Raw genomic sequence first — 22692 nt, 5'->3', positions numbered from 1 at the left:
AATCTTAAAACAGCTTTTTCATCGCCCTGCTGGAATTGATCCAGGCGGCAAGCGGCAGTCCCAGCCCATAACACACGACAAGCTCGCCCAGCCCGACGGAAAGCGCCTGCGTGAAAAATTCCGCCCACGCAAAGCCCCCCGGCGACAGAATGACAATTTCGGCCCCGACAAAAACCGCGTTGACCAGCACGGGCGGCAGCGGCGCCAGAATCGGGAGCCCGTGCCAGCGCACCCCGCGCAGCAGGCGCGTGCCCACGGCGGAAATCAGCGTTGCGAGCGTGCCGACGACCATGTCGGTACTGTACCCGCTGAACAGGTTCGACAGAAAGCACCCGACCGTAAGCCCCGGAACCGCAGAAAACGTAAAGACCGGAAGAATGGTGAGCGCCTCTGAAAATCGGAACTGCACCGGGCCGTAGGCCAGCCCCCAAAGGGCCGCCAGAAGGGTCAGCACCGTGTAAAGCGCGGCGATCATTGCCGCGAGCGCGATCGAGTGCGCGCGGTCTGTTTGATGTTGCATTTTTTTGATACCCCCGTAGTTTTGTTTAAGGTCAGGATGTTGCGACTGACCCCGCCTTTTCACAGCGGTTCTAATAACATACTACAAAATTCTAGAAATTGCAATGCTTTAACGCAATGTTTGCAATATTTCCCAATCGCTCTATTCTTTGCTTTTTCCCGGCTGCAGCTGCCCCTGCGCCGGTAGCGCGTCCTTTTCGATCAGGATCTTCGCGATCCTGCGCTCCTCCATCGCGGCAACGGTAAGCGTCATGCCGCAGAGTCTGACCTGCGGATGCTCGTTTTCGCGCGGCAAACGCCCCAGGCGTTCCATCATCAGCCCGGCAATGGTGTCGTAGTCCCCCTCCGGAAGGTCCACGCCCAGCATATCGGAAACCTCGTCCACCGGCGCGGTGCCCTCCACGTCGAAGCGATTTTCGCCGTCCCTGTGGATTTCCTCCTCTTCGTTGTCGTATTCGTCCTGAATGCTGCCGACAATCGATTCCAGAAGATCCTCCATTGTGATGATGCCCTCCGTTCCGCCGTATTCGTCGACAACGACGGCGATCTGCACCCGCCGCAGCCTCATTTCCCCGAACAGCTCGCCGCACGGTTTGCTTTTCGGAACAAAATAGGCCGGGCGCATCAGGCGGTCAAGGCTCATCTCAGGCGCCACGGGCCTGCCCACGTAAGGGAGCAGATCCTTTACATATATAATACCGACGACGTGGTCCAGATCCTCATGGTAAACCGGGATACGCGAATATCCGTTTTCCATGGACGCGGCAACGACATCCTCCACGGTGTCCGTGTCCTCCGCCGCGACGACGTCGGTCCGGTGCGTCATCGCCTCGTCCGCGGTCGTGTCGCTGAATTCGAAGATATTGGAGATCATATCCTTTTCCTTCTCATCCAGAAAACCGCTCCGGCGGCCCGCCTCCATCATCAGAAGAATTTCCTCCTCCGTGACGGTCTGGCCGGGCGCCTGCGGCCCGCCGCCGGCAAGGCGGGCAAAAGCGGCGGCGCACCGCGCCAAAAGAGCCGCGGCCGGTCCGAACACGCGGATCAGCGCGGAAAGGACGGCGGCGAAGCGGAACGGCAAAACGCCGCTGCGGCTGAGTGCGATTTTTTTGGGCATCCTATCTGCGAACACGGCCCAGAAAATCAGAAAAAGAAGCGTGATGAGAAGAAGCGAAATTCCGCGTACGGCCGTCGGCGGAACGGGCAGAAAGGCAAGAAGCCGGGCCGCGCTTGCCGTAAACCCCGCCGCGGCAACCGCCGCCGCGGCCATGCCCGCGGCGGCCTCCCCAACGCGGGCGGCTGAGAGAAAGCGCGCGGTTTCGCCAAATAAGGCCAGCAGCTTTTCGGCCTTTTCATCGCCCGCGTCCGCCAGTTTTTTTATTTCCGCCTTATTCAGCGACAAAACGGCGGTTTTTCCCGCCGCAAAAAAGGCGCCGGCAAGAAACAGAAGCAGCAGAACCGCCGCCGTGGCCGCGAGATTCGCCGGGGCGGCCGCGCCCGTAAAAGACAACCGTATCGGTATTGTAGCATCGCCAGGGTCCGGTGACATGAGTTTACCCCTTTCAAATAATTCTATTTGATTGTCATTGTATCGTTTCCGGCTTCCGCTGTCAATGCGGAACCGGAGCAGAGGGACCGAGCTGCGGGGTGCAACGGGGCGACGCTCACACTTTCTTTTCATGAGCGGCGCCTGAACGGCATAAATTGAATTACAAAAGTAAATTTTGGGCATTGTGTTATTTTTACTATAATTATTTTGCTGGTTTCCGTGCGATTTTTCATAATTTTCCTTTACATGGAATGTAAAAGATGTTAAACTCTAAACAAGTACAGACTTTTGTGCTGTGCCAAACGGAATCAATTATCCGTAAGGAGGAAAATAAGGACTATGGATTCAAGAAAAATGAAAACCATGGATGGCAACAACGCCGCCGCGTATGTGTCTTACGCCTTCACCGACGTTGCCGCCATCTACCCGATCACGCCTTCTTCCGTAATGGCGGATGAGACGGACAAGTACGCAGCCGCAGGAAAGAAAAACCTGTTCGGCCGTCAGGTCCAGATTACAGAGATGCAGTCGGAGGGCGGCGCCTCCGGCGCGGTTCACGGCTCTCTGGCCGCGGGCGCGCTGACCACCACGTACACCGCTTCCCAGGGCCTTCTGCTGATGATCCCGAACATGTACAAGATCGCCGGCGAATTCCTTCCGGCCGTGATGCATGTTTCGGCACGCTCCCTTTCGACGCAGGCTCTGTGCATTTTCGGCGACCACTCCGATATTTACGCGTGCCGCCAGACGGGCTTTGCCATGATCTGCTCCAACAGCCCGCAGGAGTGCATGGACCTCGGCGCCGTCGCTCATCTTTCCGCCATCAAAGGCAGCATGCCCGTCATGCACTTCTTTGACGGTTTCCGCACCTCTCACGAGATCCAGAAGATTCGTATCTGGGACGACAAGGATCTTGCGGAAATGCTCGACTGGGATGCTGTTGAAAAATTCCGCCGCAGCGCAATGAACCCGGAACATCCGGTAACAAAGGGCACAAGCGAAAACGACGACCTGTTCTTCCAGGTGAACGAGGCCAGCAACAGCCATTATGACGAGTTCCCCGAAGTCGTCGTGGACTACATGAATCAGGTCAACGCGAAGCTCGGTACCGATTACAAACCGTTCAACTACTACGGCGCGCCGGACGCGACGGAAGTCATCATTGCCATGGGCTCCGTCTGCGAGTGCGCGGAAGAAGTCGTCGATTACCTGAACGCCGCAGGCGAAAAGGTCGGCCTTGTCAAAGTTCACCTGTACCGTCCGTTCGTCGCGAAATATCTGCTCGACGTTCTGCCGAAGACCGTCAAGAAGATCAGCGTGCTTGACCGCACGAAAGAGCGCGGCTCCATCGGCGAGCCTCTGTACCTCGACATCGTCGCGGGCCTGAAGGGCTCCGAGTTTGAAACGACCCCGGTTTACACCGGCCGTTACGGCCTCGGCTCCAAGGACACGAACCCGGGCCAGATCGTCGCGGTGTACCGCAACATGCAGTCAGCTTCCCCGAAACAGCGCTTCACGATCGGCATTAACGACGACGTAACCAACCTGTCGCTGGAAGTAAAGGAAAATCCGGACACCACCGCAAAGGGGACTCATTCCTGCAAATTCTGGGGTCTGGGCGCGGACGGCACCGTCGGCGCAAACAAGAACTCCATTAAGATTATCGGCGATCACACCGATATGTATGCGCAGGGATACTTCGCCTACGATTCCAAAAAATCCGGCGGCCTGACGGTTTCCCATCTGCGTTTCGGCAGCAAGCCGATCAAATCCTCCTACTATGTTACGAAGGCTGACTTCGTTGCGTGCCACAAGCCATCCTATGTCGAGTCTTTCGACATGGTTCAGGATATCAAGCCCGGCGGAAGCTTCCTGCTCAACTGCGAATGGGAAACCGTCGAAGAGCTTGACAAGCATCTGCCCGGCAAGATGAAGAAATATATTGCCGACAACAACATCAACTTCTATACCATCAACGGCGTAAAGCTTGGCAAGGAACTCGGCCTCGGCGCCCGCATCAACACGGTTCTGCAGTCCGCGTTCTTCGCGATTGCCAACATTATTCCTAAGGACCAGGCCATTCAGTACCTGAAGGACGCAGCCACAAAGAGCTACGGCAAAAAGGGCGAAAAGGTTGTCGCAATGAACCACGCGGCGATTGAGCGCGGCTCTTCCGACTTCACAAAGGTGGAGGTTCCCGCCTCCTGGAAGAACGCGGTCGATGATTCCGTTATGCCGCAGGCAACCGGCGACGACAAGGATCTTGTCGAGTACGTCAACAAGGTTCTGATTCCGGCAAACCGTTACAAGGGCAACGAAATCGCGGTTTCCGACGTCATGAAGATGGCGGACGGCACCGTTCCGTCCGGCTCCTCCGCTTATGAAAAGCGCGGCATTGCAATCGATATTCCGGAATGGATTCCGGATAACTGCATTCAGTGCAACCAGTGCTCTTACGTCTGCCCGCACGCAGTCATCCGCCCGGTCGTTATGACGGCTGACGAAGCTGCCAAGGCTCCGGAAGGCATGAAGATGAAGGATATGACGCTGATGCCGGGCTACAAATTCGGCATTACGATTTCCTCTTTGGACTGCACCGGCTGCGGTTCCTGCGCAACCATCTGCCCGGGCATGAAGGGCGCGAAAGCCCTCGCCATGAAGCCGATGGACACGCAGCTGGACGGCCAGAAATATGCCGATTACGGCAAATCACTTCCTGAAAAACCGGAAGTTGCCGCGAAATTTAAGCCCACAAGCGTTAAGGGCAGCCAGTTCAAGAAACCGCTGCTTGAATATTCCGGCGCTTGCGCGGGCTGCGGCGAAACTCCTTACGCGAAACTGGTAACACAGCTGTTCGGCGACAGGATGTACATCGCCAACGCGACCGGATGCTCCTCCATCTGGGGCGGCTCCGCACCGGCGACTCCGTACACAAAGAACGAAAAAGGCTTCGGCCCCGCGTGGAACAACTCCCTGTTTGAAGACAACGCGGAATTCGGCTACGGCATGGCTCTTGCCAACAAGGCCATCCGCGGAAGACTTTCCGACTATGTCAAGGCAATCGAAGCTTCCGGCGAAGCATCCGAATCCCTCAAGAGCGCCTGCAAAGAGTATTTCGATACATTTGACAGCAGCCTTGAAAACCGCGCACCGGCCGACAAGATGATTGCGGAACTTGAAAAAGCTGCTTCCGGCAGCGGCGAGCTTGCCGAGCTTGCCAAGAAGACGCTTGCCGACAAGGATTATCTTGCGAAGAAATCCATGTGGATCTTCGGCGGCGACGGCTGGGCATACGATATCGGATACGGCGGACTGGACCACGTCCTTGCTTCCGGCGAGAATGTCAACATCCTGGTATTCGACACCGAGGTGTACTCCAACACCGGCGGGCAGGCTTCCAAGTCCACCCCGATCGGATCCGTCGCGCAGTTCGCCGCGACCGGTAAATCCACGAAGAAAAAAGATCTGCCGGGCATGGCCATGACCTACGGTTATGTCTATGTCGCTCACATCGCGATGGGCGCCGACTACAACCAGACCATCAAGGCGATTACGGAAGCCGAAAACTACGACGGCCCGTCCCTGATCGTCGCTTATGCTCCCTGCATCAACCAGGGCATCAAGACCGGCATGGGCACTTCTCAGCTGGAGGAGAAAAAGGCTGTTGCTTCCGGTTACTGGAAGAACTTCCGCTATGATCCCCGTCTGGCAGAAGAGGGTAAGAATCCGTTCCAGCTTGACAGCAAGGCTCCGACGGAATCCTACCGCGACTTTATCATGGGCGAAGTCCGTTACAATTCTTTGACCCGCGCCTTCCCGGAGCGTGCCGAGAAATTGTTCCAGAAAGCCGAAAAAGTTGCAAAAGAGGATTACGAGCACCTCGAAAAGCTCGCAAAGATGTAATTCCGACGATCACTGAAATTAGCCCCCGTACGGTTTTTCGTACGGGGGCTTTTTGCGCTTAAAAATATTTTTCTTACATCTGGCTTTCTCCGGGCTGTGAGATCCCGCTGAGCGCCTCACCCGCGCTGTTCTGGAAGGCGGGATCGATGGAGATATCCCCGAGCGCCACAATTCCGACCAGGCTGTTGTGGTCGACGATCGGCAGCCTGCGGATTTGCTGGTCGCTCATGAGCTTTGCGGCTTCGTGAACATCCATCTCAGGGGTTCCTACCACCGGGTGTGTGCTCATGACATCCGTTACCTTGCGGTCCGCGGTTTCCTGTCCCTGAGCAGTCGCCCGCAGGGTAATATCCCTGTCGGTGACGATGCCGATCACTTCTTTTTGCCTGCAAACCGGAATCGACCCCACACGGTACTGTTTCATCAGCTTCGCCGCCTGTTCCACGGTATCTTCCGAACCGACACAGGCAACATCCTTGGTCATAATATCCTTAACCTTCATTTTTGCTCCACCTCATTCGTAGCCTAACCGGAAGCGGAGTGATTATGCAAAAGCCTGAAAAATTGCCGCGTTTGAACGCCGTAGGCACAGGTCAGCCGAGCAAAGCGGTGAACAGGTGAAGCAGCGGGCCCCACAGCGCGGGATATTCCTGTCGGATGAGCCGCAGCGCCTGTTCCGTGCGGTAACCGTTCCAATCCTGATCCCGAATTACGAAAGGGTACGCCCCGCGGACCGTGTCTCCGACAGCGATATGAGCGCTCGCATAGCCGCCCACGGCGATATCCGATGCGAGCGCACAGCCGCCAAGCGCGTATTTCCCAACCGCAAGGCCGCCGACCGACAGAATTCCAACCGCACAGCCTCCGACCGCGACTGTGCCGACGGCGACACCTCCAATCGCCAGAAGAAGCCCCGCAGAAAATCCGGCAACGGCCAGCATGCCGAACGCCAGACCCCCCAGAGCCAGAATTCCCACAGAGATTCCGCCGACGGACACCGCGCCGAACGCGATGTTCCCGACCGCCACAATGCCCCTTGCCGTGTACAGTCCCCGCCCCAAGTTTACATGAACCAGCGGAAGACCGAACAGCTTTCGAGTGCTTTTATACTCGTAATGCCGGTTGTACCGATGAAAAGCACATTCCCGCGGGCTTCCTTCTTCGCTTTTATCCTCTTTCGCGCCTTTTATCAGGGTATCCAGACTAACCCCGAAAAGGTCGCTGAGCGCAATCATCTTTTCCGTTTCCGGCAGCGACTGCCCGGATTCCCACTTGGAAACCGCCTGTCTGGAAACACCCATCTCCTGCGCAAGATTCTCCTGCGACAATCCCCGGCATTTTCTCAGCTTTTGCAGCCGATCCGCGAACTCCATCGTATCACCTCGCAATGATTATAAAAGAAAAAGCCGCCGGTTTCCACCAAGTACGGCTTGAAATCTGTCAACCAACGGTTGCGCTGTGGGGTTCACCCTGCCGGGCGAGTTTCATCGGCCCGTGTTCTGTTCGGTGAGCCTGATCATCATCACTGCAAACGCAATCACAAAAACAGCGAATACGATGGTAAGAATTTTATCATAAGGCGTGATCCGGCAATAATCCAGAACTCCGGCCGCAATGGCAAAAAAGCCGCCCGGCAGGCAAAACCAGCGGATCACCTGCGTGTACTTTTCCTCCATCCCCTTTTTCACATGGTCGGTCCTGTAGAGCGACCCTCTCCCCGTAAATCCGCAGTACAGCATGTAAACCCCCGAAAGGCCCAGAAACAAGTCAAAAATCTGGTTGTATCCCATTTACAATTCCTCCGTTTCACCCGAATACGGTGTATTTTTATTATACTCCAAAAAGACAGACCGTCAACGAGGGGGGGTTGTCGTCTTAACATAAATTTATTTTTTTATTCATAAAAATATCAATTAGTTATCATATCTTTTTCACAGTCATCCGCGATAATAAGATCAAACAAACAAGAAAGGATGATCGTCATGAGGAATCCATTCAGAAAGGACCGCGAAGATAAATCCGGTATTTCTGTCAATCAGAATTATGGCGCAGATTATCGCAGTGACTGGAGGGATTCTTCCGAACAGCCTAACCAGACCGTATGGCAGGGCGACTGCTATCACTCCTATCGCTCCCCAGGCGCACCGACCCCGCAGGATCATTACGCCGAGCCGTCCCCCCCCGTGGTTTACCCCGTGGAGGCAGAACCAAAGCAACGGAAAAAGCATACGGTTCGGAATATTATCGCCGGACTGACGGCTTGCCTTGTCGTTTCCGCAAGCTCCGTCGCCGGGTTTGCCTTTTTGATTGAAAACGGAACGGTCAAGCTGAATTCCGGCAGCACGCCTCCGGCGTTTACCATCATGAAAAACGGAAACGCCTCCGGCAAGGTCAGCACAACCACTACCGGCACATCTGGGGCCCTGACGCTGGAGCAGATTGCGAACAAGGTCGTTCCCTCGGTTGTATGCATTCAGAACTATCAGGTGAATCAAAATGCGGCCTACACCGCCGGCAACTTCGGCTCCGGCGACAGCAACAGATCGGTTTCCCCCACAAGCGAAGGCAGCGGAATCATCGCAACCAGCGACGGCTACATTATCACAAACGCCCACGTGGTCGACGGCGCGTCTTCCCTGAAAGTGATTCTTTCCACCGGCAAGACCTATCAGGCGAAGCTGATCGGCAGCGACAGCGTCACGGACCTCGCGGTCATTAAAATAGACGCAACCGGTCTGACGGCCGCCGATTTCGGCTCCAGCAGCGACCTGCAGGTTGCCGACCAGGTTATGGCGGTCGGCAACCCCGGCGGATTGGAATTCAATTCCACGGTCACCATCGGTTATGTTTCCGCTCTGAACCGTGAAATCACGAATTCCGAAACCGGCTACACCATGAAGTGCATCCAGACCGACGCGGCCATCAACCCCGGCAACTCCGGCGGCGCGCTGGTCAACATGAAGGGGCAGGTCGTCGGAATCAACTCCTCCAAGATCGTTGCCACCGGCTATGAGGGACTCGGCTTTGCCATCCCGATCAACGAGGCTCAGCCGATTATCAGCGACTTAAAACAGTACGGCTATGTGAAGGACCGCGCGGTTCTCGGAATATCCGGCCAGTATATCGACAGCATGACCTCCCGTTTCTACGGCCTGCCGACCGGCATGTACGTTTCCTCCGTCACCAGCACGGAGATCACCAGCGCGGGTATCCAGAAAGGCGACGTCATCACAAAGATTGACGGAACCGACGTTACCAGCCTGAACGTAATCACCGGTGAAATCGCCAAGAAAAAGCCCGGCGACACGGTCACGCTCACCGTTGAGCGCGCTTTGACCGGCCAAACCTTTACGGCGACCGTCAAGCTTTCTCAGGCTACCGGAAAATAACCCTGTAAATCGAATGGCGCCGTTAAGGTCCACAATTTAGTCCAATCTCAAAAACAGCTCTGAGCGAAATTTCGCTCAGAGCTGTTTTTGAGGAATCAACCCGCGTTTTCAACCGTCGAAAACTTGATATACACTCCCGGTTTTCTCATAAAATCCGTATTCGTACTGCGTCGCCGTCATCCCGGTTCCGGAAGCGTTGCCGGCTGCTCCGGCGAAGCGTCCTCTTCATCAGTCGGAATCACAAAGCGTATTTCTTTTTGTTTCGGAATTTCGCCGCTGAGCCCGAATTTCTTTTTCAGCCGCTCAAACGCCGCGGGCAGCATTTCCAAAATCTCGCTGGGGTCGTCCGGAAGAATCAGGATCGCGCGGTCTTGGCTCTCCACCAGATATCCGGTTGTTTCCCTTCCGGCCAGTTTCAGCACCCCGGCCGGCTCGCCGTCCCCGCCGATCGGCACGCGAAGCGTGCGGAACAGGGCTGCCGAACAAAGCGGACGGCCCGCGACGGCCTCACTGACGACAAAGACCGCGGCTGCGTCTTTCAAAAGCGCCGCCATATTCGGATTCAGCCGTTCTTCCCGCGTGCAGACTCTCACCTGAACAAGCGGCAGCTGAAACCATCCGGCCGAGCGCCGGATGAGCTTTTCACAGACGGAAGTCCGTCTGGAACAGTAAAACAAAAGCCCCGCGTCCATTTCCCATTCCTCCCGCCTGTTTTCTAGCCGCCTTTTTTCATTTGAGAATACGCGGCCTGTTCCACGCCGCCCAGCCCCTGCAGGCTGCGGCGAAGCATGTCGAGCGCGTTGGAAGCCGCCAGGCCCCGCAGGTACCCGCGCCCGCGGTAGCGCCCCGCCGGGCGCATCTCGCGGATCTTCACGCCGTCGCCGTCACACAGGGCAAGATAGACAAGCCCGACCGGTTTTTCTTCCGTTCCTCCGCCCGGTCCGGCCACGCCGGTGATGCCGATTCCGTAATCCGCGCCGGACCTTTCTTTGATCCCGCGCGCCATCGCCTCAGCCGTCTGCGGGCTGACCGCGCCGTATTGCCGCAGGGTCTCTTCCGGCACGCCCAGCAGCATGGTCTTGATCTCATTCGCATAGGTGACGCAGCCCATGTGGAACACGTTGGAAACGCCGGGGATATCCGTAATCCGCTTCGCGAGAAGCCCGCCCGTGCAGGATTCCGCCGTCGCGACCGTCTTTCCCCGTGCGGCAAGCTCTTTCACGACGGTCTCCTCCAGGCTTTCGACGTCAAGGCCGTAAACAAAGCTGCCGAGGCGTTTTTGCAGTTCCCTGACAACCGGTTCGCACATCGCTTCGGCAGCCGCCTCATCCGCGGCGCGCGCGGTCACGCGCACGAACATTTCCCCCTCCTTGGCATAGGTGGCCGCCGTCGGGTTCGGGCAGGCGCACAGATCGTCGATCAGCTCCGCCACATACCCTTCGCCCAGCCCGAATACCCGGACGATGCGCGACACAATCGCGGCATTTTCCGCCTGCGTCAGGTAGGGGATCGCGTAATTTTTCAGCATCGGGAGCAATTCGAACGGCGGGCCGGGCAGCATGACGACCCTCTTTCCCGCATTCGTCGTAAAGCCGCAGCCCGGCGCGGTTCCGCAGTCGTTTCGGAAGACGGTGCAGCCCTCGGGCAGCATCGCCTGCTTTTTCTGCGTTTCCCCCAGGACGCGGCCCTTGAAATACTCCTCGATCCGGCGAAAGCTTTCTTCGTGCAGGACCAGCTTTTTGCCCGCGGCGGCCGCAACCGTCTCTTTGGTCAGGTCGTCGCCCGTCGGCCCGAGCCCTCCCGTGGTAATGAGGACGTCGCTGCGCGAAAGGGCAAGCTCGACGGCGGCTTTCAGGCGCTCCGGGTTATCGCCGACCGTGCAGGAATACAGCAGGCCGATGCCGGCCGCCGACAGTTCCCGCGCGACAAATGCCGTGTCCGTGTTAATGGTATGCCCGAGCAGCAGCTCAGTCCCGACGGATATAATTTCAGCGTTCATTCTTTTTGCTTCTCCTTTATCCCAGCGGCGTAATCGGCGTCTTTTTCACATTCGCAACGCACTCGTCAACCAGCGCGGCGCAGTCGAGCGCTTCCTCCGCCTTTTCCACATATTTGAGCGCCGGCTTGGTTCTGGGGTGCTTCGGCGTGAACACCGTGCAGCAGTCTTCATACGGCTGAATGGACAGCTCGTAGGTGTCGATGCGGGACGAAATTTCAACGATTTCCCGTTTGTCCATCCCGATCAAGGGACGAAAAACCGGCATGTTCGCCGCCGCGTCGGTGCAGACGATCGCTTCCAGCGTCTGGCTTGCGACCTGCCCCAGGCTTTCGCCGGTAACCAGCGCCCCGCAGTCCTCGTTCCGGGCGATTTTCTCGGCGCACCGCATCATCAGGCGGCGCATGATAACGGTGAAAAGCTCTTCAGGGCAGTTCGCCATGATCTGCTCCTGCACCTTCGCGAACGGCACGGTAAACATCGTCATGCGGCCCGCGTAGGCCCCGACCTTCGTGAGCAGATCGCGAACCTTCTGCTCCGCGCGCTCGCTGGTGTAGGGCGGGCTGGCAAAGTGGACGGCGGTCAGCTCCACGCCGCGCCGCGCCATCATCCACGCGGCGACCGGGCTGTCGATTCCTCCGCTGATCAGGATCGCGGCCTTTCCGCCCGTGCCGACCGGGATGCCCCCCGCGCCGCGTTCCGCGTTGCCGTGAACATACGCGGCGGCGTCCCTCACTTCAATCCGGACGGTGTAATCCGGATGATTGACGTCCACCCTCAGATTCGGAAACTTCGACAAAAGATATCCGCCGGCTTCGTTGCAGATCTGCGGCGAATTCAGCGGGAATTGCTTATCGGAGCGTTTGCTTTCCACCTTGAAGGTTTTTACCGCGGAAAGCGGCCCGCGCAGATACTCCGCGGCGGCGTCCAGAATCGTTTCCATCTTCTTCTCGACTTCGCACGCGCGGGTCAGCGAGGCGATTCCAAACACTTTGGAAAGCCGCTCCTGCGCGGTGAAAAGGTCTGCGTCCTCGTCCCTCGGCGTCACATAGATGGTGGACTGGCGCTCGTGAACCTCGAAGGAACCGAGTCCGTCGAGCCTGCGCCGGATATTTTTCAGCAGCGTTTCTTCAAAGCTGCGGCGGTTCAGCCCCTTAAGCACAACCTCGCCGAGCTTGAGCAGAATAATTTCTTTCATACGTTGATTCGCGTCAGAGCGGGCGGCGGGTCAGGCCGGAAAGGCCCTCCCGGAGCGCGCCGGCAAAAACGTCGATTTCCTCCTTTGTGTTATAGCGCGAAAAGCTCAGCCGAAGAGCGGAAGCGATGCGTTCCCTCGCAAGGCCCATGGCGGATAGCACATGGCTTTCCTTTCCGCGGGAACAGGCGGAACCCGACGAAAGGTAAATTCCCCGGTCGGAAAGGAAATGGAGCATGGTCTCCGCCCGCACGCCCACGGCGGAGAAATTCAAAATATAGGGCAGCGCGTCCGGCGCGGAATTGAATGTGACTTCCGGAATCGTTTCAAGCTTTCCCCGGCAGTACGCGTTCAGCTCTTCCATCGCGCGAAGCTCCGCGCGGACCTCCGGCAAAGCGCCGACCGCCGCGCCGAATCCGGCGATGAGCGGCATCCCCTCGGTTCCGGGGCGGAGGTTCTTTTCCTGACCCCCGCCGAAAACATGCGGCTCCAAGCGGACGCCCCGGCGCACATACAAAGCGCCGACCCCTTTCGGCCCGTGAATCTTGTGGGCGCTCACGCTCATCAGGTCAATTCCCGCCCGGCGGGGGCGAAGCGGCAGCTTGCCGAACGCCTGCACCGCGTCCGCATGGACGAGCGCGGGGCTCCCCGCCGCGCGCACCGCCTGAGCGGCCGTCTCTGCGGGCAGGACGCTGCCCACCTCGTTGTTCACGCACATCAGGCTGACCAGAATCGTCTCACCGTTCACCGCGCCGGTAATCTGTTCGGCGGTGATATGCCCGAACGAATCGGGCTTTAAATAGGTAACCCGGAAGCCCTCCTGCTCCAGCCGTTTCATCACGTTTAAAACAGAAGGGTGTTCGATTTGCGTCGTTACAATATGGTTCCCGCGTTTTTTAAGGGCATGCGCAGCGCCGAACAGCGCGATGTTGTTGCTCTCTGTCCCGCCGGAGGTAAAATAGATTTCCTCTTTTTCCGCGCCGAGCCGCGCGGCCACCGCCGCGCGCGCCTCATCCATCGCACGCTCCGCCCGAAAGCCGAGCGAATGCAGGGAAGACGGGTTGCCGTAGTTTTCCGTCATGGTCTCCATGACCTTTTCTGCGGCCTCGCGGCACACGCGGGTCGTGGAGGAATTGTCGAAATATAGCTCGCTCAAAGCGAAAAGCCTCCATTAAAATCAGTTTGGGTTTATTATACACCCAGTCCGCTTTTCGGGCAACGGTTTCATTCCGCGCAGTGAAACGAGTCCCTCATTCCGTTAATTTTTCTTAGAAAATGACCGATTTTTATTGACAAAGTTTTAACCCGCGTTTATCATAGTATCAAAATGACGGAATTATCCGGCGGTGCAGCGAAGAAGGAGAAAAAGGGTGCGCAACAGGATTGCGCACAAAATGGCGCTCCTCCGTCCCGCAGGATTTTTCGGATATGGTTACGGCACTGGGACCCTCCGCAGGATTACTATCCTTCTTTTTTAGTTTGCCATAATATGACCGCAGTCCGGGTAAAATGCGTAGCTTTGAGCGGATTTCGCCGTATCCGCCGGGCGTATGCTCCCGGAGTGTGGTTTTTTTTATGCGGCGGGGGCTGTACCCGGTCCGGTGTTTTGAAATCCGCGGATTGCGGAACGAAAAAAAGCAAATTCGCGCAAATTTCAAAGCGGGGGAATGTTCCGCCGTTTTTCGTACAAGATTTGAATACGGCTAATTCCGTTTTATAAGGAGACAGATATGAAAAAAGATTTCATCCGGAAGATTGCATCCGCCGTACTTACGGCGGCCGTTCTGCTGCCGCTTGCGGCCTGCGGCTCGGGCGGCGAGGCTTCCTCGTCCTCCTCTTCCGCCGCGCCGACCTCTTCTTCGGCGCAATCCTCGCAGGCCTCCGGCGGAGAATTTGTATTTGGCATGCAGACCCAGCCCGACCACCTGGACCCGTTCCTTGCCGCTACTGCGGATACCCGCAGCATTCTGTTCAATATTTTCGAGGGCCTGGTCAAGCCGGATAAAGACGGCAATTTGATTCCCGCCGTCGCCCAAAGCTACGAAATGTCCAAGGACGCAACCAGCTACACGTTTCACATCCGCAAGGGGATTCAGTTCCACAACGGGAACCCCGTGACCGCGGACGACGTAAAATATTCGCTCGACACCGCCGCGGGCCTTTCCGGCGGCAAATTGCTGGTCGCGGACCTCGCCAAGATCAAGTCGGTGGAAATCAAGGACGCCTCGACCGTCGTCGTGTATCTGAAACAGGCGGACTATGAGTTTTTGCCCTACCTTACAAGCGCGATTGTCCCGAAAGGCTACACGGAGCAGGACACGCACCCCATCGGCACGGGCCCGTTTGAATTCGAATCCTACTCCCCCCAGCAGTCGCTGATTCTGAAAAAGAACCCGGATTACTGGCAGAAAGGCCTGCCGAAGCTCGACAAGGTCACGTTCAAGCTGGAAAGCGACTCCAACGCCCTCTTAATGGATCTTCAGGGCGGCAGCGTGGACGGCGCCAGCATCGCGAACAACGTCGCCTCGCAGATCGGCAGCGGGTTCCGGCTGATTCAGGCAAACTCCAACTCCGTCCAAATGCTTGGACTGAACAACAGCCGGAAGCCCTTCGACGATGTGAAAGTCCGCCAGGCGGTCAGCTACGCCCTCAATCCCAACGAGATCATCAGCGCGGTCAATTTCGGCAAGGCGGTCCGCGCGGGGACTCCGGTCATTCCCGGCCTGAAAAAGTATTTTGACGACAGCCTGACCCACGCCTACGACCAGAACACGCAGAAAGCAAAACAGCTTCTTTCCGAAGCCGGATACCCGAACGGCTTCTCCATGGCCATCACGGTTCCATCGAACTACACCGTCCACGTCGACACCGCGCAGGTGATGGTCAGCGAGCTGAAAAAGGCAGGCGTCACGGCAACCATTCATCAGGTGGATTTTGCCACATGGCTCAGCGAGGTTTACACTCAGCGCAATTACGAAGCGACCGTCATTTCGGTCGACGGCACCACTCTTTCGCCCCGCAGTTACCTCGGCCGCTATCTGTCGGACGCATCGAACAATTTTGTGAACTATAAGAGCCCGGAATTCGATTCCGTCTACAAGCAGGCGGAAAATGAACCGGATGAGGACAAGCGCGTGGAACTTTACAAACAGGCGCAGGAGATTCTCTCCAAAGACGCCGCGAGCGTCTATATTCAGGATATCGCCAACCTGAACGTGCTCCGCGACGAGTTCTCCGGTTTTACGCCCTATCCGTTGTACGTCTTCGACGCTTCCACCATCTATCGCGCAAAATAGCAGGCCACGCCTGCGTGCGCGTCCGCCACGGGCCCGTGTGAATGCGTGCCCGGAGCAAACGCGTAAAATGATCTCAATGTTTTTCACAGGAAGACAGGTACGGTTATGAAGTTTTACCTGAAAAAACTGCTGACGCTGCTTTTGACTCTGCTTCTGGTATCCGTGATGGCTTTCGCGGCTTTCAACCTGATCCCGGGCGACCCCGCACAGCTGATTCTGGGCACGCAGGCAACGCCCGAGGCACTTGCCGAGCTGCACCAAAAGCTGGGGCTTGACAAAAGCATGCCGGAGCGCTACGCCGGGTGGCTTTTGGGCCTGCTTCACGGCAATATGGGCACTTCGCTTCAGTATTCCCGCCCGGTTTCAGAGCTGATCGGCAGCCGGCTTCCGGTTACGGCGGCGCTTGCCCTGATGGCTCTTCTGCTGATCTTCACGGTCTCCGTTCCCGTCGGCGTCTTTTCCGCGCAGAAGCGCGGCTCGACGGTCGGCCGGCTGCTGGATTCCGTCACCATGCTGAACATCTCCATGCCGGGATTTTTCCTCGGGATTCTGTTTCTCTGGATTTTCGGCCTGGTTCTGCACTTCTTTTCGCCCGGAGGCTACGTCGGCTGGCAGGAAAGCCCCGCCGGCTTTCTCCGTTACATGATCTTCCCGGCGCTTGCCGTCGCGCTGCCGAACATCGCGGTCGCATCGAAATTTCTGCGTTCCGCGCTTGTGGAGGAATCCGGCGCCGACTATGTCCGCACGGCGGTGAGCAAGGGTCTTTCCAAACATATCGTATTGTACCGGCATATGCTGAAAAACGCACTGATCCCGTTCCTGACCCTTTCCGGAATGATGGTCGCCGAAATCTTTTCCGGCAGCATCCTGATTGAGCAGGTTTTCGGCATTCCGGGAGTCGGGCGGCTGCTGATTTCCTCCATTCTTTCACGCGATTTTCCTCTTCTTGAGTCGCTCGTCGTCTACCTTGCGTTTCTGGTCGTCCTCGCGAATTTCGCGGCGGATCTTCTGCTGCAGGCCGCCGACCCGCGCATCCGGGTGAAGCCATGAACAACGATCGCCGGTTTTCATTTCGCGTCGGGGCCGTGCTGATCTGCCTAGTCTGCTCCGCGGCCCTGATCAGCCTGTTTTACACGCCCTGCGATCCCAATGCCATCGACGCGGCGCATCGCTTTCTGCCGCCGTCCCTCCACCACTGGTTCGGGACCGACAATTTCGGCCGGGACAATTTTTCCCGCGCCGTGACGGGCGCCCGATATTCCCTGCTCGTCGCCTCCGTCACGGTGGCGCTCAGCGGCTTTTTCGGCGTTGTTCTGGGCCTGCTTTCCGGCTTTGCGGGCGGAATCGCGGATGAGATCATTCTGCGGCTGACGGACGCGCTTTCGTCCTTTCCCGCCGTACTGACGGCGCTGGTGGCCGTCACCGTATTCAGCGGCGGCAAATTCGCCATCATCCCCGCGCTGGCAATCGCGTTCCTGCCCAGCTTTATCCGGCTGACCCGCAGCGGCGCGATGCGGCTGAAAAATCTGGATTACATTCAGGCGGCGTATGTTTCCGGCGCGTCGACCGCGCGAATCATGTTCCGGCACCTTCTGCCGAACCTGCTTCCGACGCTGATCCCAGCGGTGGTCGTCGGCCTTTCCAACGCGATTCTGGCGGAATCCGGCATGAGCTACCTCGGCTTGGGCATTCAGCCGCCGACCCCCAGCTGGGGCCGCATGCTGTTCGAGGGGCAGACCTATCTGTTCCACGCCCCGTGGGAAACACTCTCCGCCGGCCTGATGATGATCGTCACGGTGCTGGGGTTCCACGCGCTGGGGGAAAGCCTGGAAAAATAAACGCACTGATAAACAGTTGTCCGGTTTTTCCGGACGGCTGTTTTTTTCTATGATTTGACATTTTAAAAAGCGGATGCTATCATGAATTGAGAATTGAGAAATAAAGAGGACACAAGAATGTTTGATTCTTTGCGTACGGGATGGCGCGGCTGCACCGCCCGACAAAAGCTCGGCTTTCTCTCCGCGGTTTTTGCGGTTCTCCTTGCCGTCGTCTGCCTGTCCGTCTTTTTCACAGCGTTTTATTTTCATAATACGGCTGCTGGCCTCGGCCGAAGTCTTCAAAATGAAATCGGGGCGCAGTCCGTGTCAAGCCTTCAATGCGCAAAGGACGGCGGAACTTTGCGTGTGACCGTGAATCTGAACGACCCCATCCTATCCTCCGAACAAGCGGATGATTTCCTTTCCGGCGGGGAACAGCCGGACGCGTACCGGTTTTATGCCGATTCCCTGTACATTAAAATCTTCTTAGCGGTTCGCAAGGCGGCTCTCACCCGGCCGGACTGTCAGGATGTTACCGCCAATATCCGGACGCCGTCGGATGGAAACGACCGCTCCAGCCTCGTGCTGTCGTTCGACGATTAAAGCAAAGCCGTTTCACCGGGTCTCCTTCTATGATATGATCTTCCGTCAAAATGAATGAAAAACGCCTGGGCTCCCGGTTTGGAAGCACAGGCGTTCTATTTCGAACCCGTTAAAAGAGAATGGAGAAAAAATAATGATTGAAACCGAAAGATTGCTGCTGAAACCGGCCCGCCCCGAGCTCGCTCATCATGTTCTGAATTACTATCTGCGAAACCGTGAATTCCTCCGTCCGTTCGAGCCGGAGCGCGCGCCGGAATTCTATACGCCCGCGTACCAGACCGCGGCGCTTGAGCAGCAGGAGGAAGCCGAAAAGAAAGAAGACTCGATCTGCTTTTACTTGTTTGCCCGCGAACAGCCGGAAACCGTGCTCGGCACCGCCGCGCTGAACGGTATTATTCGGGGCTGTTTTCAGTCGTGCTTTCTCGGCTACCGGCTGGACGAAAAGAACCAGTGCCGCGGCTATATGACGGAAGCGGTTGCCGCCGTGACCGGCTACGCGTTCCGCGAGCTGGGTCTGCACCGGATCGAAGCAAATGTGATGCCGCGCAACAAAGCCTCGCTGCGGGTTCTGGAAAAGGCGGGCTACCGGGAAGAAGGAGTTGCCAGACGCTACCTGAAAATCAACGGCGTCTGGGAGGATCATATCCATATGGTACGTCTGAACGAAGCTCAGCCTTAAACTCAGTCTTTTCCGCCGGTCATTTTGCGGTCCAGGCGGTTGCCGATCGCGCGCGCCCCGATGCTGAAAACAAAGACCATGATGATCAGCACCGCCGCGGACATGTCCGCCACCTGAGCTGCGTTCGGGGCAACCGCTTCTGTGCGGGACGCCCAGATTTGCAGCGCCAGCGTCTCGCCCGGACGGAACGGGTTGAACGGGCAGACGGGCGAAGAAAGCTTCCACCAGCGGGACCAGTTGATATCCGTACTCATGCCCGCCGTGTACAGCAGCGCGGCGGCCTCGCCGAATCCGCGCCCCGCCGCGAGAATCACGCCGGTGATGATGCGCGGCACGCAGCCGGGAAGCATCACGCGCAGAATCGTCTGGCGGTGCGTCGCCCCCAGCCCGAAGCTGCCTTCTTTCCAGGAATTCGGAATCGCGCGCAGCGCGTCCTCCGTCGTTGTGGTAATCAGCGGAAGGCTCAGAATCGAAACCGCGAGCGCGCCGGCCATCAGGCTCCATTTTCCGTGAACCATCACGACGAAAACAAGGTAGCCGAACAAACCGACCACAATGGACGGCAGAGAGGACAGGGTTTCAATACAGGTTCGGATAAAACCGGTCAGCCTGCCATTCTTGGCGTATTCCGCCATATAGATGCCCGCGGCGACGCCGATCGGCACGCTGATTAGCAGGGCAAGAAAGACCAGATAGATGGTGTTGAAGAACTGATTTCCGATTCCCTCGGCGTTAAAGGCAAGCAGCGAGCCGTCGAACTCCATGACGCCCTTGCCCAGAATATAAACGGTAAACGCCGCGAGCAGCAGCAGGAAAAAGCCCGCCACCCCGTACAGCACGACCGTCATCACCCGGTCCGTCAGAATTGCGTTGCGGTGCCTCTGGTTCATCTTTCGCGCACCCCCTTGGAGGATATTTTTCGGACAATCAGAATAAAGGCGAAGGAAATAATCAGCAGCAGAAGCGCCATGGTCCACAGAGCAATGTTATACTCGCCGCCGTCCGCCGCGCCTCCCATGTCGGACGCAATGGCCGCCGGCAGGTTGTTGGTGGGCGACAGAATGCCGGTGGGAAACGCCTTCATCTTGCCGATTACCATGGCTACCGCGAGCGCTTCCCCAAACGCCCGGGCAAGGCCCAGAATGACGCCGGTCAGAATTCCCGGCCGGGCCGCCGGGATCAGCACGCGGCGGATCACCTGCCAGCGGGTGGAGCCAAGGCCGTAGGCCGCCTCCTGGTACTGCCGCGGAATATTCCGGATGGAATCGGCGGACACGCTCGTAATGGTCGGAAAAATCATGACCGCCAGCACGATTCCGCCGGCCAGCACGGAATATCCGTACTGCAGGTTGAAGATCTTCTGAATCAGCGGAACCAGAACCGTCAGTCCGACCCAGCCGTACACAACGGACGGAATTCCGACAAAAATCTCAACCGCGGGCTGAAGCAGCCGATTGCTGACGCGCGGGGAAATGACCGCCATGAAAATGGCGGCGGCAAGGCTGAACGGCGTCGCGATCAGCAGCGCAAGCAGACAGATGCTGACGGAGCCCACGATGAAGATGGCGGCCCCGACCTGTCCCCCGCCCTGAAAGTCATCCGCGGGGTTCCAGTTGCTGGAAAACAAAAACTCCCACACCGAATGCTTGTAAAGGGTAAAGGTTCCGAGTCCTTTGTAGCACAGGAAGACGCCGATGGAAACGGTCAGCAGAATCAGGAACAAACCGCAGGCCGCAATTAAGCCCCGCCATACAGTTTCTTTTTTTTCCATATTCTTTCTCCTTCATTCTTGAAACCGGCAAAAGACCGGACGGGTTTCGCCCGCCGGTCCAGCCGTTATGTCGGTTCTATCGTGAAAATTTTCGCATCTTATTTTTTAGGGCCCGGATCCTGTCTTTCAACCGTCATCTTGGAAGCGACGTTGTAGCCGAGTCCTTCCATGATCTTGCCGTATTCGTCGGACTGCATGTAATCAATCAGCGCCTTTGAAACGCCCGCCGCATCGCCCTTTGTGTACATGTGCTCGTAGCCCCAAACCTTGTACTTGCCGGCATAGGTGTTGTCCAGTGTGGGTTCCACGCCGTCAATCGCCATTGTTTTGATGTTGGCGTTCGGCTGAATCAGGTAGGAAAGAGCGACATAGCCGATTGCTCCCTTATGCTGGGATACCGTCTGAAGCAGGGTGCCGGAATCGTCCGTTTCCAGTGATTTGTTCGAGGCTTCCTCCGCGCCGTTGAGCGCATAGCTCTTAAACAGGGAGCGTGTTCCGGAGGTGGAGGGGCGTGTTACCAGAGTAATGGGTTCGTCCGGTCCGCCGACTTCTTTCCAGTTTTTCGTCTTTGCGGTAAAAATATCGATTAACTGCTGAGTCGTCAGGCTTGTAACCTTTTCGGCAACGTCCGCGTTGACGATCGGCGCCATGGTAATGACGCAAACCTTGTGATCGACCAGTGTTTTCGCCTGATCTTCCGTCAGCTTTTCATCCGCGAACACATCGGACATCCCGATATCCACCGTGCCGTCCGCGGACTGTTTCAGGCCTGTTCCGGAACCTCCGGCATTGAGCGTTACGGAAGCGTCCGGATTTGTCTGTTTAAACGCGTCAAGCGCGTTCTTTACCAGCGGATACAGCGCCGAGGAACCGGAAATTGTGCAGCTGCCGGTAACGCCCGCTTCGGAGGATGACGCTGCGGAAGAGGCCGCTTCGGAGGATCCCGCCTGGGAAGACGGAGTCTGGGAGGACGCGTTGGTGCCGGAGGAGCAGGCGGTTGTTCCGATCAGCATAGCTGCAACCATCAGAATCGACAGGTACTTTTTCATATACGATCTCCTTATCATTTTTTCTTTTCTCTCTGTTCTGCTTTCCATCTTAAAGGCTTCGCGTTAAAGGAAAGTTAGGCTAATTTTATTATCGTGTTATTTTTATGTTAAGAGCAGGTTAAATGGTCTTCCCATCCTTTCCTCAATCGTGCTACAATGGGGAAAATCATATTTGGAGGAAACAGAATGGACTTTCAATATAAGCATTCCCTTTCCGTCGAGGATTATCTACGTCTTCGTCAGGCCGTGGGGTGGAAATCCGTTTCGGAGCGGCAGGCCCGCGCCGCAATCGACCGCTCCGACTATCTGGTCTCCGCCGAAGCGGACGGCAGAACAGTCGCCTCCGCGCGGCTGGTCAGCGACGGCGGCACCGTATTTTACATCGCGGACGTGATGGTCGACCCGGCGTATCAGGGCGGCGGCGTCGGCAGGACGATGGTTTCGATGATTCTGGAGCAGGTGCGCGCCATGCTGGAAGACGGGGAAATGGTTCGCGTCAACCTGATGGCCGCGGTCGGCCGGGAGCCTTTCTACGAAAAGCAGGGATTCATTCGGCATCCCTCCGACCAGTTTGGCGCCGGGATGTCGTATACCATTACAAAATAAAAAAAGCTCCGCCGAAAGCGGAGCGTAAGAATCTCTTTATGGACGTGTGATTTTATGAACCGGGCGGAAAATGATTCCCCGGCAGCCCGCGCCCATTTATGGCGCGGACGCAGAGGAATCGCTCTCCATTAAGGAAATGCCCGCCGTGGACCCGTCCGCGTAACGCGCTTCAAAGCTCGAAAACGGCGCCGGTGAAACTGTTTTTCCGGACCCGTCTCTTGCGCCGACATTCTTTGGCGCGCGGTCTCCTGATAGAGTCACCGCCGTTTTCCCCTGGTATCGGCAGACGACGGTCACGCGTTCAACGCCGCGTTCCAGCG

The 22692-nt window shown here is 57.2% G+C and carries 21 protein-coding genes; 8 read left to right on the top strand and 13 right to left on the bottom strand.

All coding sequences use genetic code 11. The features are described from left to right. Window positions 1-4 precede the first annotated feature (4 nt). Both ACLQ3M_RS02070 and ACLQ3M_RS02065 read right to left on the bottom strand, forming a co-directional pair. Entirely contained in the window at window positions 5-520 is a 516-nt protein-coding gene (locus ACLQ3M_RS02070; protein ID WP_411676050.1) for a QueT transporter family protein, read from the bottom strand. A 141-nt stretch (window positions 521-661) separates the two neighbouring features. Further along, window positions 662-2068, bottom strand: coding sequence for a hemolysin family protein (locus tag ACLQ3M_RS02065; protein WP_411676049.1), 1407 nt, complete (start codon window positions 2066-2068; stop codon window positions 662-664). A gap of 339 nt (window positions 2069-2407) precedes the next feature. Here ACLQ3M_RS02065 and nifJ point away from each other — a divergent pair, with 339 nt between their 5' ends. Further along, entirely contained in the window at window positions 2408-5971 is a 3564-nt protein-coding gene (gene nifJ / locus ACLQ3M_RS02060) for a pyruvate:ferredoxin (flavodoxin) oxidoreductase (protein ID WP_411676048.1), read from the top strand. A 73-nt stretch (window positions 5972-6044) separates the two neighbouring features. On the opposite strand, the gene ACLQ3M_RS02055 is transcribed toward nifJ, so the two are convergent. The 3 genes from ACLQ3M_RS02055 to ACLQ3M_RS02045 form a co-directional block, all read right to left on the bottom strand. After that, window positions 6045-6473: a CBS domain-containing protein gene (locus tag ACLQ3M_RS02055; protein ID WP_411676047.1), complete on the bottom strand. Its 429-nt coding sequence runs from the start codon at window positions 6471-6473 to the stop codon at window positions 6045-6047. A 91-nt stretch (window positions 6474-6564) separates the two neighbouring features. Then, on the bottom strand, window positions 6565-7344 hold the full coding sequence (locus ACLQ3M_RS02050) for a helix-turn-helix domain-containing protein (RefSeq protein WP_411676046.1): 780 nt from the start codon (window positions 7342-7344) through the stop codon (window positions 6565-6567). Window positions 7345-7455: 111 nt separating this feature from the next. Beyond that, window positions 7456-7761: a hypothetical protein gene (locus ACLQ3M_RS02045; protein WP_411676044.1), complete on the bottom strand. Its 306-nt coding sequence runs from the start codon at window positions 7759-7761 to the stop codon at window positions 7456-7458. Window positions 7762-7953: 192 nt separating this feature from the next. Here ACLQ3M_RS02045 and ACLQ3M_RS02040 point away from each other — a divergent pair, with 192 nt between their 5' ends. Further along, window positions 7954-9360: a S1C family serine protease gene (locus tag ACLQ3M_RS02040; protein WP_411676043.1), complete on the top strand. Its 1407-nt coding sequence runs from the start codon at window positions 7954-7956 to the stop codon at window positions 9358-9360. A 176-nt stretch (window positions 9361-9536) separates the two neighbouring features. Here the strand turns inward: ACLQ3M_RS02040 and ACLQ3M_RS02035 are convergent, their stop codons facing one another. Genes ACLQ3M_RS02035 through ACLQ3M_RS02020 form a run of 4 tightly spaced genes read right to left on the bottom strand, consistent with a single transcriptional unit; the run spans window position 9537 to window position 13707 of the window. After that, window positions 9537-10052 carry a hypothetical protein gene (locus ACLQ3M_RS02035; protein WP_411676042.1) on the bottom strand — a complete coding sequence of 172 codons (516 nt, stop codon included), beginning with the start codon at window positions 10050-10052 and terminating at the stop codon, window positions 9537-9539. Between the two features lie 23 nt (window positions 10053-10075). After that, entirely contained in the window at window positions 10076-11359 is a 1284-nt protein-coding gene (locus ACLQ3M_RS02030; RefSeq protein WP_411676041.1) for a competence/damage-inducible protein A, read from the bottom strand. A 16-nt stretch (window positions 11360-11375) separates the two neighbouring features. Next, entirely contained in the window at window positions 11376-12554 is a 1179-nt protein-coding gene (thiI, locus tag ACLQ3M_RS02025) for a tRNA uracil 4-sulfurtransferase ThiI (RefSeq protein ID WP_411676040.1), read from the bottom strand. Between the two features lie 13 nt (window positions 12555-12567). Continuing rightward, window positions 12568-13707, bottom strand: a complete 1140-nt coding sequence (locus ACLQ3M_RS02020) for a cysteine desulfurase family protein (RefSeq protein WP_411676039.1) — start codon at window positions 13705-13707, stop codon at window positions 12568-12570. Window positions 13708-14281: 574 nt separating this feature from the next. Between ACLQ3M_RS02020 and ACLQ3M_RS02015 the strand changes: the two genes are divergently transcribed. From ACLQ3M_RS02015 to ACLQ3M_RS01995, 5 genes are all read left to right on the top strand, one after another. After that, complete coding sequence (locus tag ACLQ3M_RS02015) at window positions 14282-15847, top strand: ABC transporter substrate-binding protein (protein WP_411676038.1); 1566 nt, start codon at window positions 14282-14284, stop codon at window positions 15845-15847. Between the two features lie 105 nt (window positions 15848-15952). Beyond that, on the top strand, window positions 15953-16897 hold the full coding sequence (locus ACLQ3M_RS02010) for an ABC transporter permease (RefSeq protein WP_411676037.1): 945 nt from the start codon (window positions 15953-15955) through the stop codon (window positions 16895-16897). Next, window positions 16894-17685, top strand: a complete 792-nt coding sequence (locus ACLQ3M_RS02005; protein ID WP_411676036.1) for an ABC transporter permease — start codon at window positions 16894-16896, stop codon at window positions 17683-17685. Before ACLQ3M_RS02010 ends, ACLQ3M_RS02005 begins: the two co-directional genes overlap by 4 nt. Window positions 17686-17802: 117 nt before the next feature. Continuing rightward, window positions 17803-18267, top strand: coding sequence for a hypothetical protein (locus ACLQ3M_RS02000; protein ID WP_411676035.1), 465 nt, complete (start codon window positions 17803-17805; stop codon window positions 18265-18267). 133 nt (window positions 18268-18400) lie between these two features. Beyond that, window positions 18401-18946 carry a GNAT family N-acetyltransferase gene (locus ACLQ3M_RS01995; RefSeq protein WP_411676034.1) on the top strand — a complete coding sequence of 182 codons (546 nt, stop codon included), beginning with the start codon at window positions 18401-18403 and terminating at the stop codon, window positions 18944-18946. A 2-nt stretch (window positions 18947-18948) separates the two neighbouring features. Here the strand turns inward: ACLQ3M_RS01995 and pstA are convergent, their stop codons facing one another. From pstA to ACLQ3M_RS01980, 3 genes are all read right to left on the bottom strand, one after another. Then, window positions 18949-19836: a phosphate ABC transporter permease PstA gene (pstA, locus tag ACLQ3M_RS01990; RefSeq protein WP_411676033.1), complete on the bottom strand. Its 888-nt coding sequence runs from the start codon at window positions 19834-19836 to the stop codon at window positions 18949-18951. After that, on the bottom strand, window positions 19833-20717 hold the full coding sequence (gene pstC, locus ACLQ3M_RS01985; RefSeq protein ID WP_411676032.1) for a phosphate ABC transporter permease subunit PstC: 885 nt from the start codon (window positions 20715-20717) through the stop codon (window positions 19833-19835). The genes pstA and pstC overlap by 4 nt, the downstream gene beginning before the upstream one ends. A gap of 98 nt (window positions 20718-20815) precedes the next feature. Further along, window positions 20816-21766 carry a phosphate ABC transporter substrate-binding protein gene (locus tag ACLQ3M_RS01980; protein WP_411676031.1) on the bottom strand — a complete coding sequence of 317 codons (951 nt, stop codon included), beginning with the start codon at window positions 21764-21766 and terminating at the stop codon, window positions 20816-20818. 186 nt (window positions 21767-21952) lie between these two features. Between ACLQ3M_RS01980 and ACLQ3M_RS01975 the strand changes: the two genes are divergently transcribed. Next, window positions 21953-22372 (top strand): GNAT family N-acetyltransferase, encoded by a 420-nt coding sequence (locus ACLQ3M_RS01975; protein WP_411676030.1) that lies wholly within the window; start codon window positions 21953-21955, stop codon window positions 22370-22372. Between the two features lie 96 nt (window positions 22373-22468). On the opposite strand, the gene ACLQ3M_RS01970 is transcribed toward ACLQ3M_RS01975, so the two are convergent. Then, the coding region (locus ACLQ3M_RS01970) for a hypothetical protein (RefSeq protein WP_411676029.1) at window positions 22469-22692 on the bottom strand (224 nt) is incomplete at its 5' end.

Origin of the sequence: Caproicibacter sp. (genome assembly GCF_046707225.1) — a bacterium.
GTDB lineage: Bacteria > Bacillota > Clostridia > Oscillospirales > Acutalibacteraceae > Caproicibacter.
Note: the sequence above shows the minus strand (reverse complement) of the source record. Positions and strands in the feature narration are given on the sequence as shown.

Excerpts from the sequence above, each read along its gene's own strand:
- pstC (WP_411676032.1), bottom strand. The coding sequence starts at position 20,717 with ATGGAAAAAAAAGAAACTGTATGGCGGGGCTTAATTGCGGCCTGCGGT.
- pstA (WP_411676033.1), bottom strand. The coding sequence starts at position 19,836 with ATGAACCAGAGGCACCGCAACGCAATTCTGACGGACCGGGTGATGACG.
- ACLQ3M_RS02045 (WP_411676044.1), bottom strand. The coding sequence starts at position 7,761 with ATGGGATACAACCAGATTTTTGACTTGTTTCTGGGCCTTTCGGGGGTT.
- ACLQ3M_RS01995 (WP_411676034.1), top strand. The coding sequence starts at position 18,401 with ATGATTGAAACCGAAAGATTGCTGCTGAAACCGGCCCGCCCCGAGCTC.
- ACLQ3M_RS01975 (WP_411676030.1), top strand. The coding sequence starts at position 21,953 with ATGGACTTTCAATATAAGCATTCCCTTTCCGTCGAGGATTATCTACGT.
- ACLQ3M_RS02070 (WP_411676050.1), bottom strand. The coding sequence starts at position 520 with ATGCAACATCAAACAGACCGCGCGCACTCGATCGCGCTCGCGGCAATG.
- ACLQ3M_RS02065 (WP_411676049.1), bottom strand. The coding sequence starts at position 2,068 with ATGTCACCGGACCCTGGCGATGCTACAATACCGATACGGTTGTCTTTT.
- ACLQ3M_RS02030 (WP_411676041.1), bottom strand. The coding sequence starts at position 11,359 with ATGAACGCTGAAATTATATCCGTCGGGACTGAGCTGCTGCTCGGGCAT.
- ACLQ3M_RS02005 (WP_411676036.1), top strand. The coding sequence starts at position 16,894 with ATGAACAACGATCGCCGGTTTTCATTTCGCGTCGGGGCCGTGCTGATC.
- ACLQ3M_RS01980 (WP_411676031.1), bottom strand. The coding sequence starts at position 21,766 with ATGAAAAAGTACCTGTCGATTCTGATGGTTGCAGCTATGCTGATCGGA.
- ACLQ3M_RS02035 (WP_411676042.1), bottom strand. The coding sequence starts at position 10,052 with ATGGACGCGGGGCTTTTGTTTTACTGTTCCAGACGGACTTCCGTCTGT.
- ACLQ3M_RS02055 (WP_411676047.1), bottom strand. The coding sequence starts at position 6,473 with ATGAAGGTTAAGGATATTATGACCAAGGATGTTGCCTGTGTCGGTTCG.
- ACLQ3M_RS02000 (WP_411676035.1), top strand. The coding sequence starts at position 17,803 with ATGTTTGATTCTTTGCGTACGGGATGGCGCGGCTGCACCGCCCGACAA.
- ACLQ3M_RS02050 (WP_411676046.1), bottom strand. The coding sequence starts at position 7,344 with ATGGAGTTCGCGGATCGGCTGCAAAAGCTGAGAAAATGCCGGGGATTG.
- ACLQ3M_RS02040 (WP_411676043.1), top strand. The coding sequence starts at position 7,954 with ATGAGGAATCCATTCAGAAAGGACCGCGAAGATAAATCCGGTATTTCT.
- thiI (WP_411676040.1), bottom strand. The coding sequence starts at position 12,554 with ATGAAAGAAATTATTCTGCTCAAGCTCGGCGAGGTTGTGCTTAAGGGG.
- ACLQ3M_RS02010 (WP_411676037.1), top strand. The coding sequence starts at position 15,953 with ATGAAGTTTTACCTGAAAAAACTGCTGACGCTGCTTTTGACTCTGCTT.
- ACLQ3M_RS02015 (WP_411676038.1), top strand. The coding sequence starts at position 14,282 with ATGAAAAAAGATTTCATCCGGAAGATTGCATCCGCCGTACTTACGGCG.
- nifJ (WP_411676048.1), top strand. The coding sequence starts at position 2,408 with ATGGATTCAAGAAAAATGAAAACCATGGATGGCAACAACGCCGCCGCG.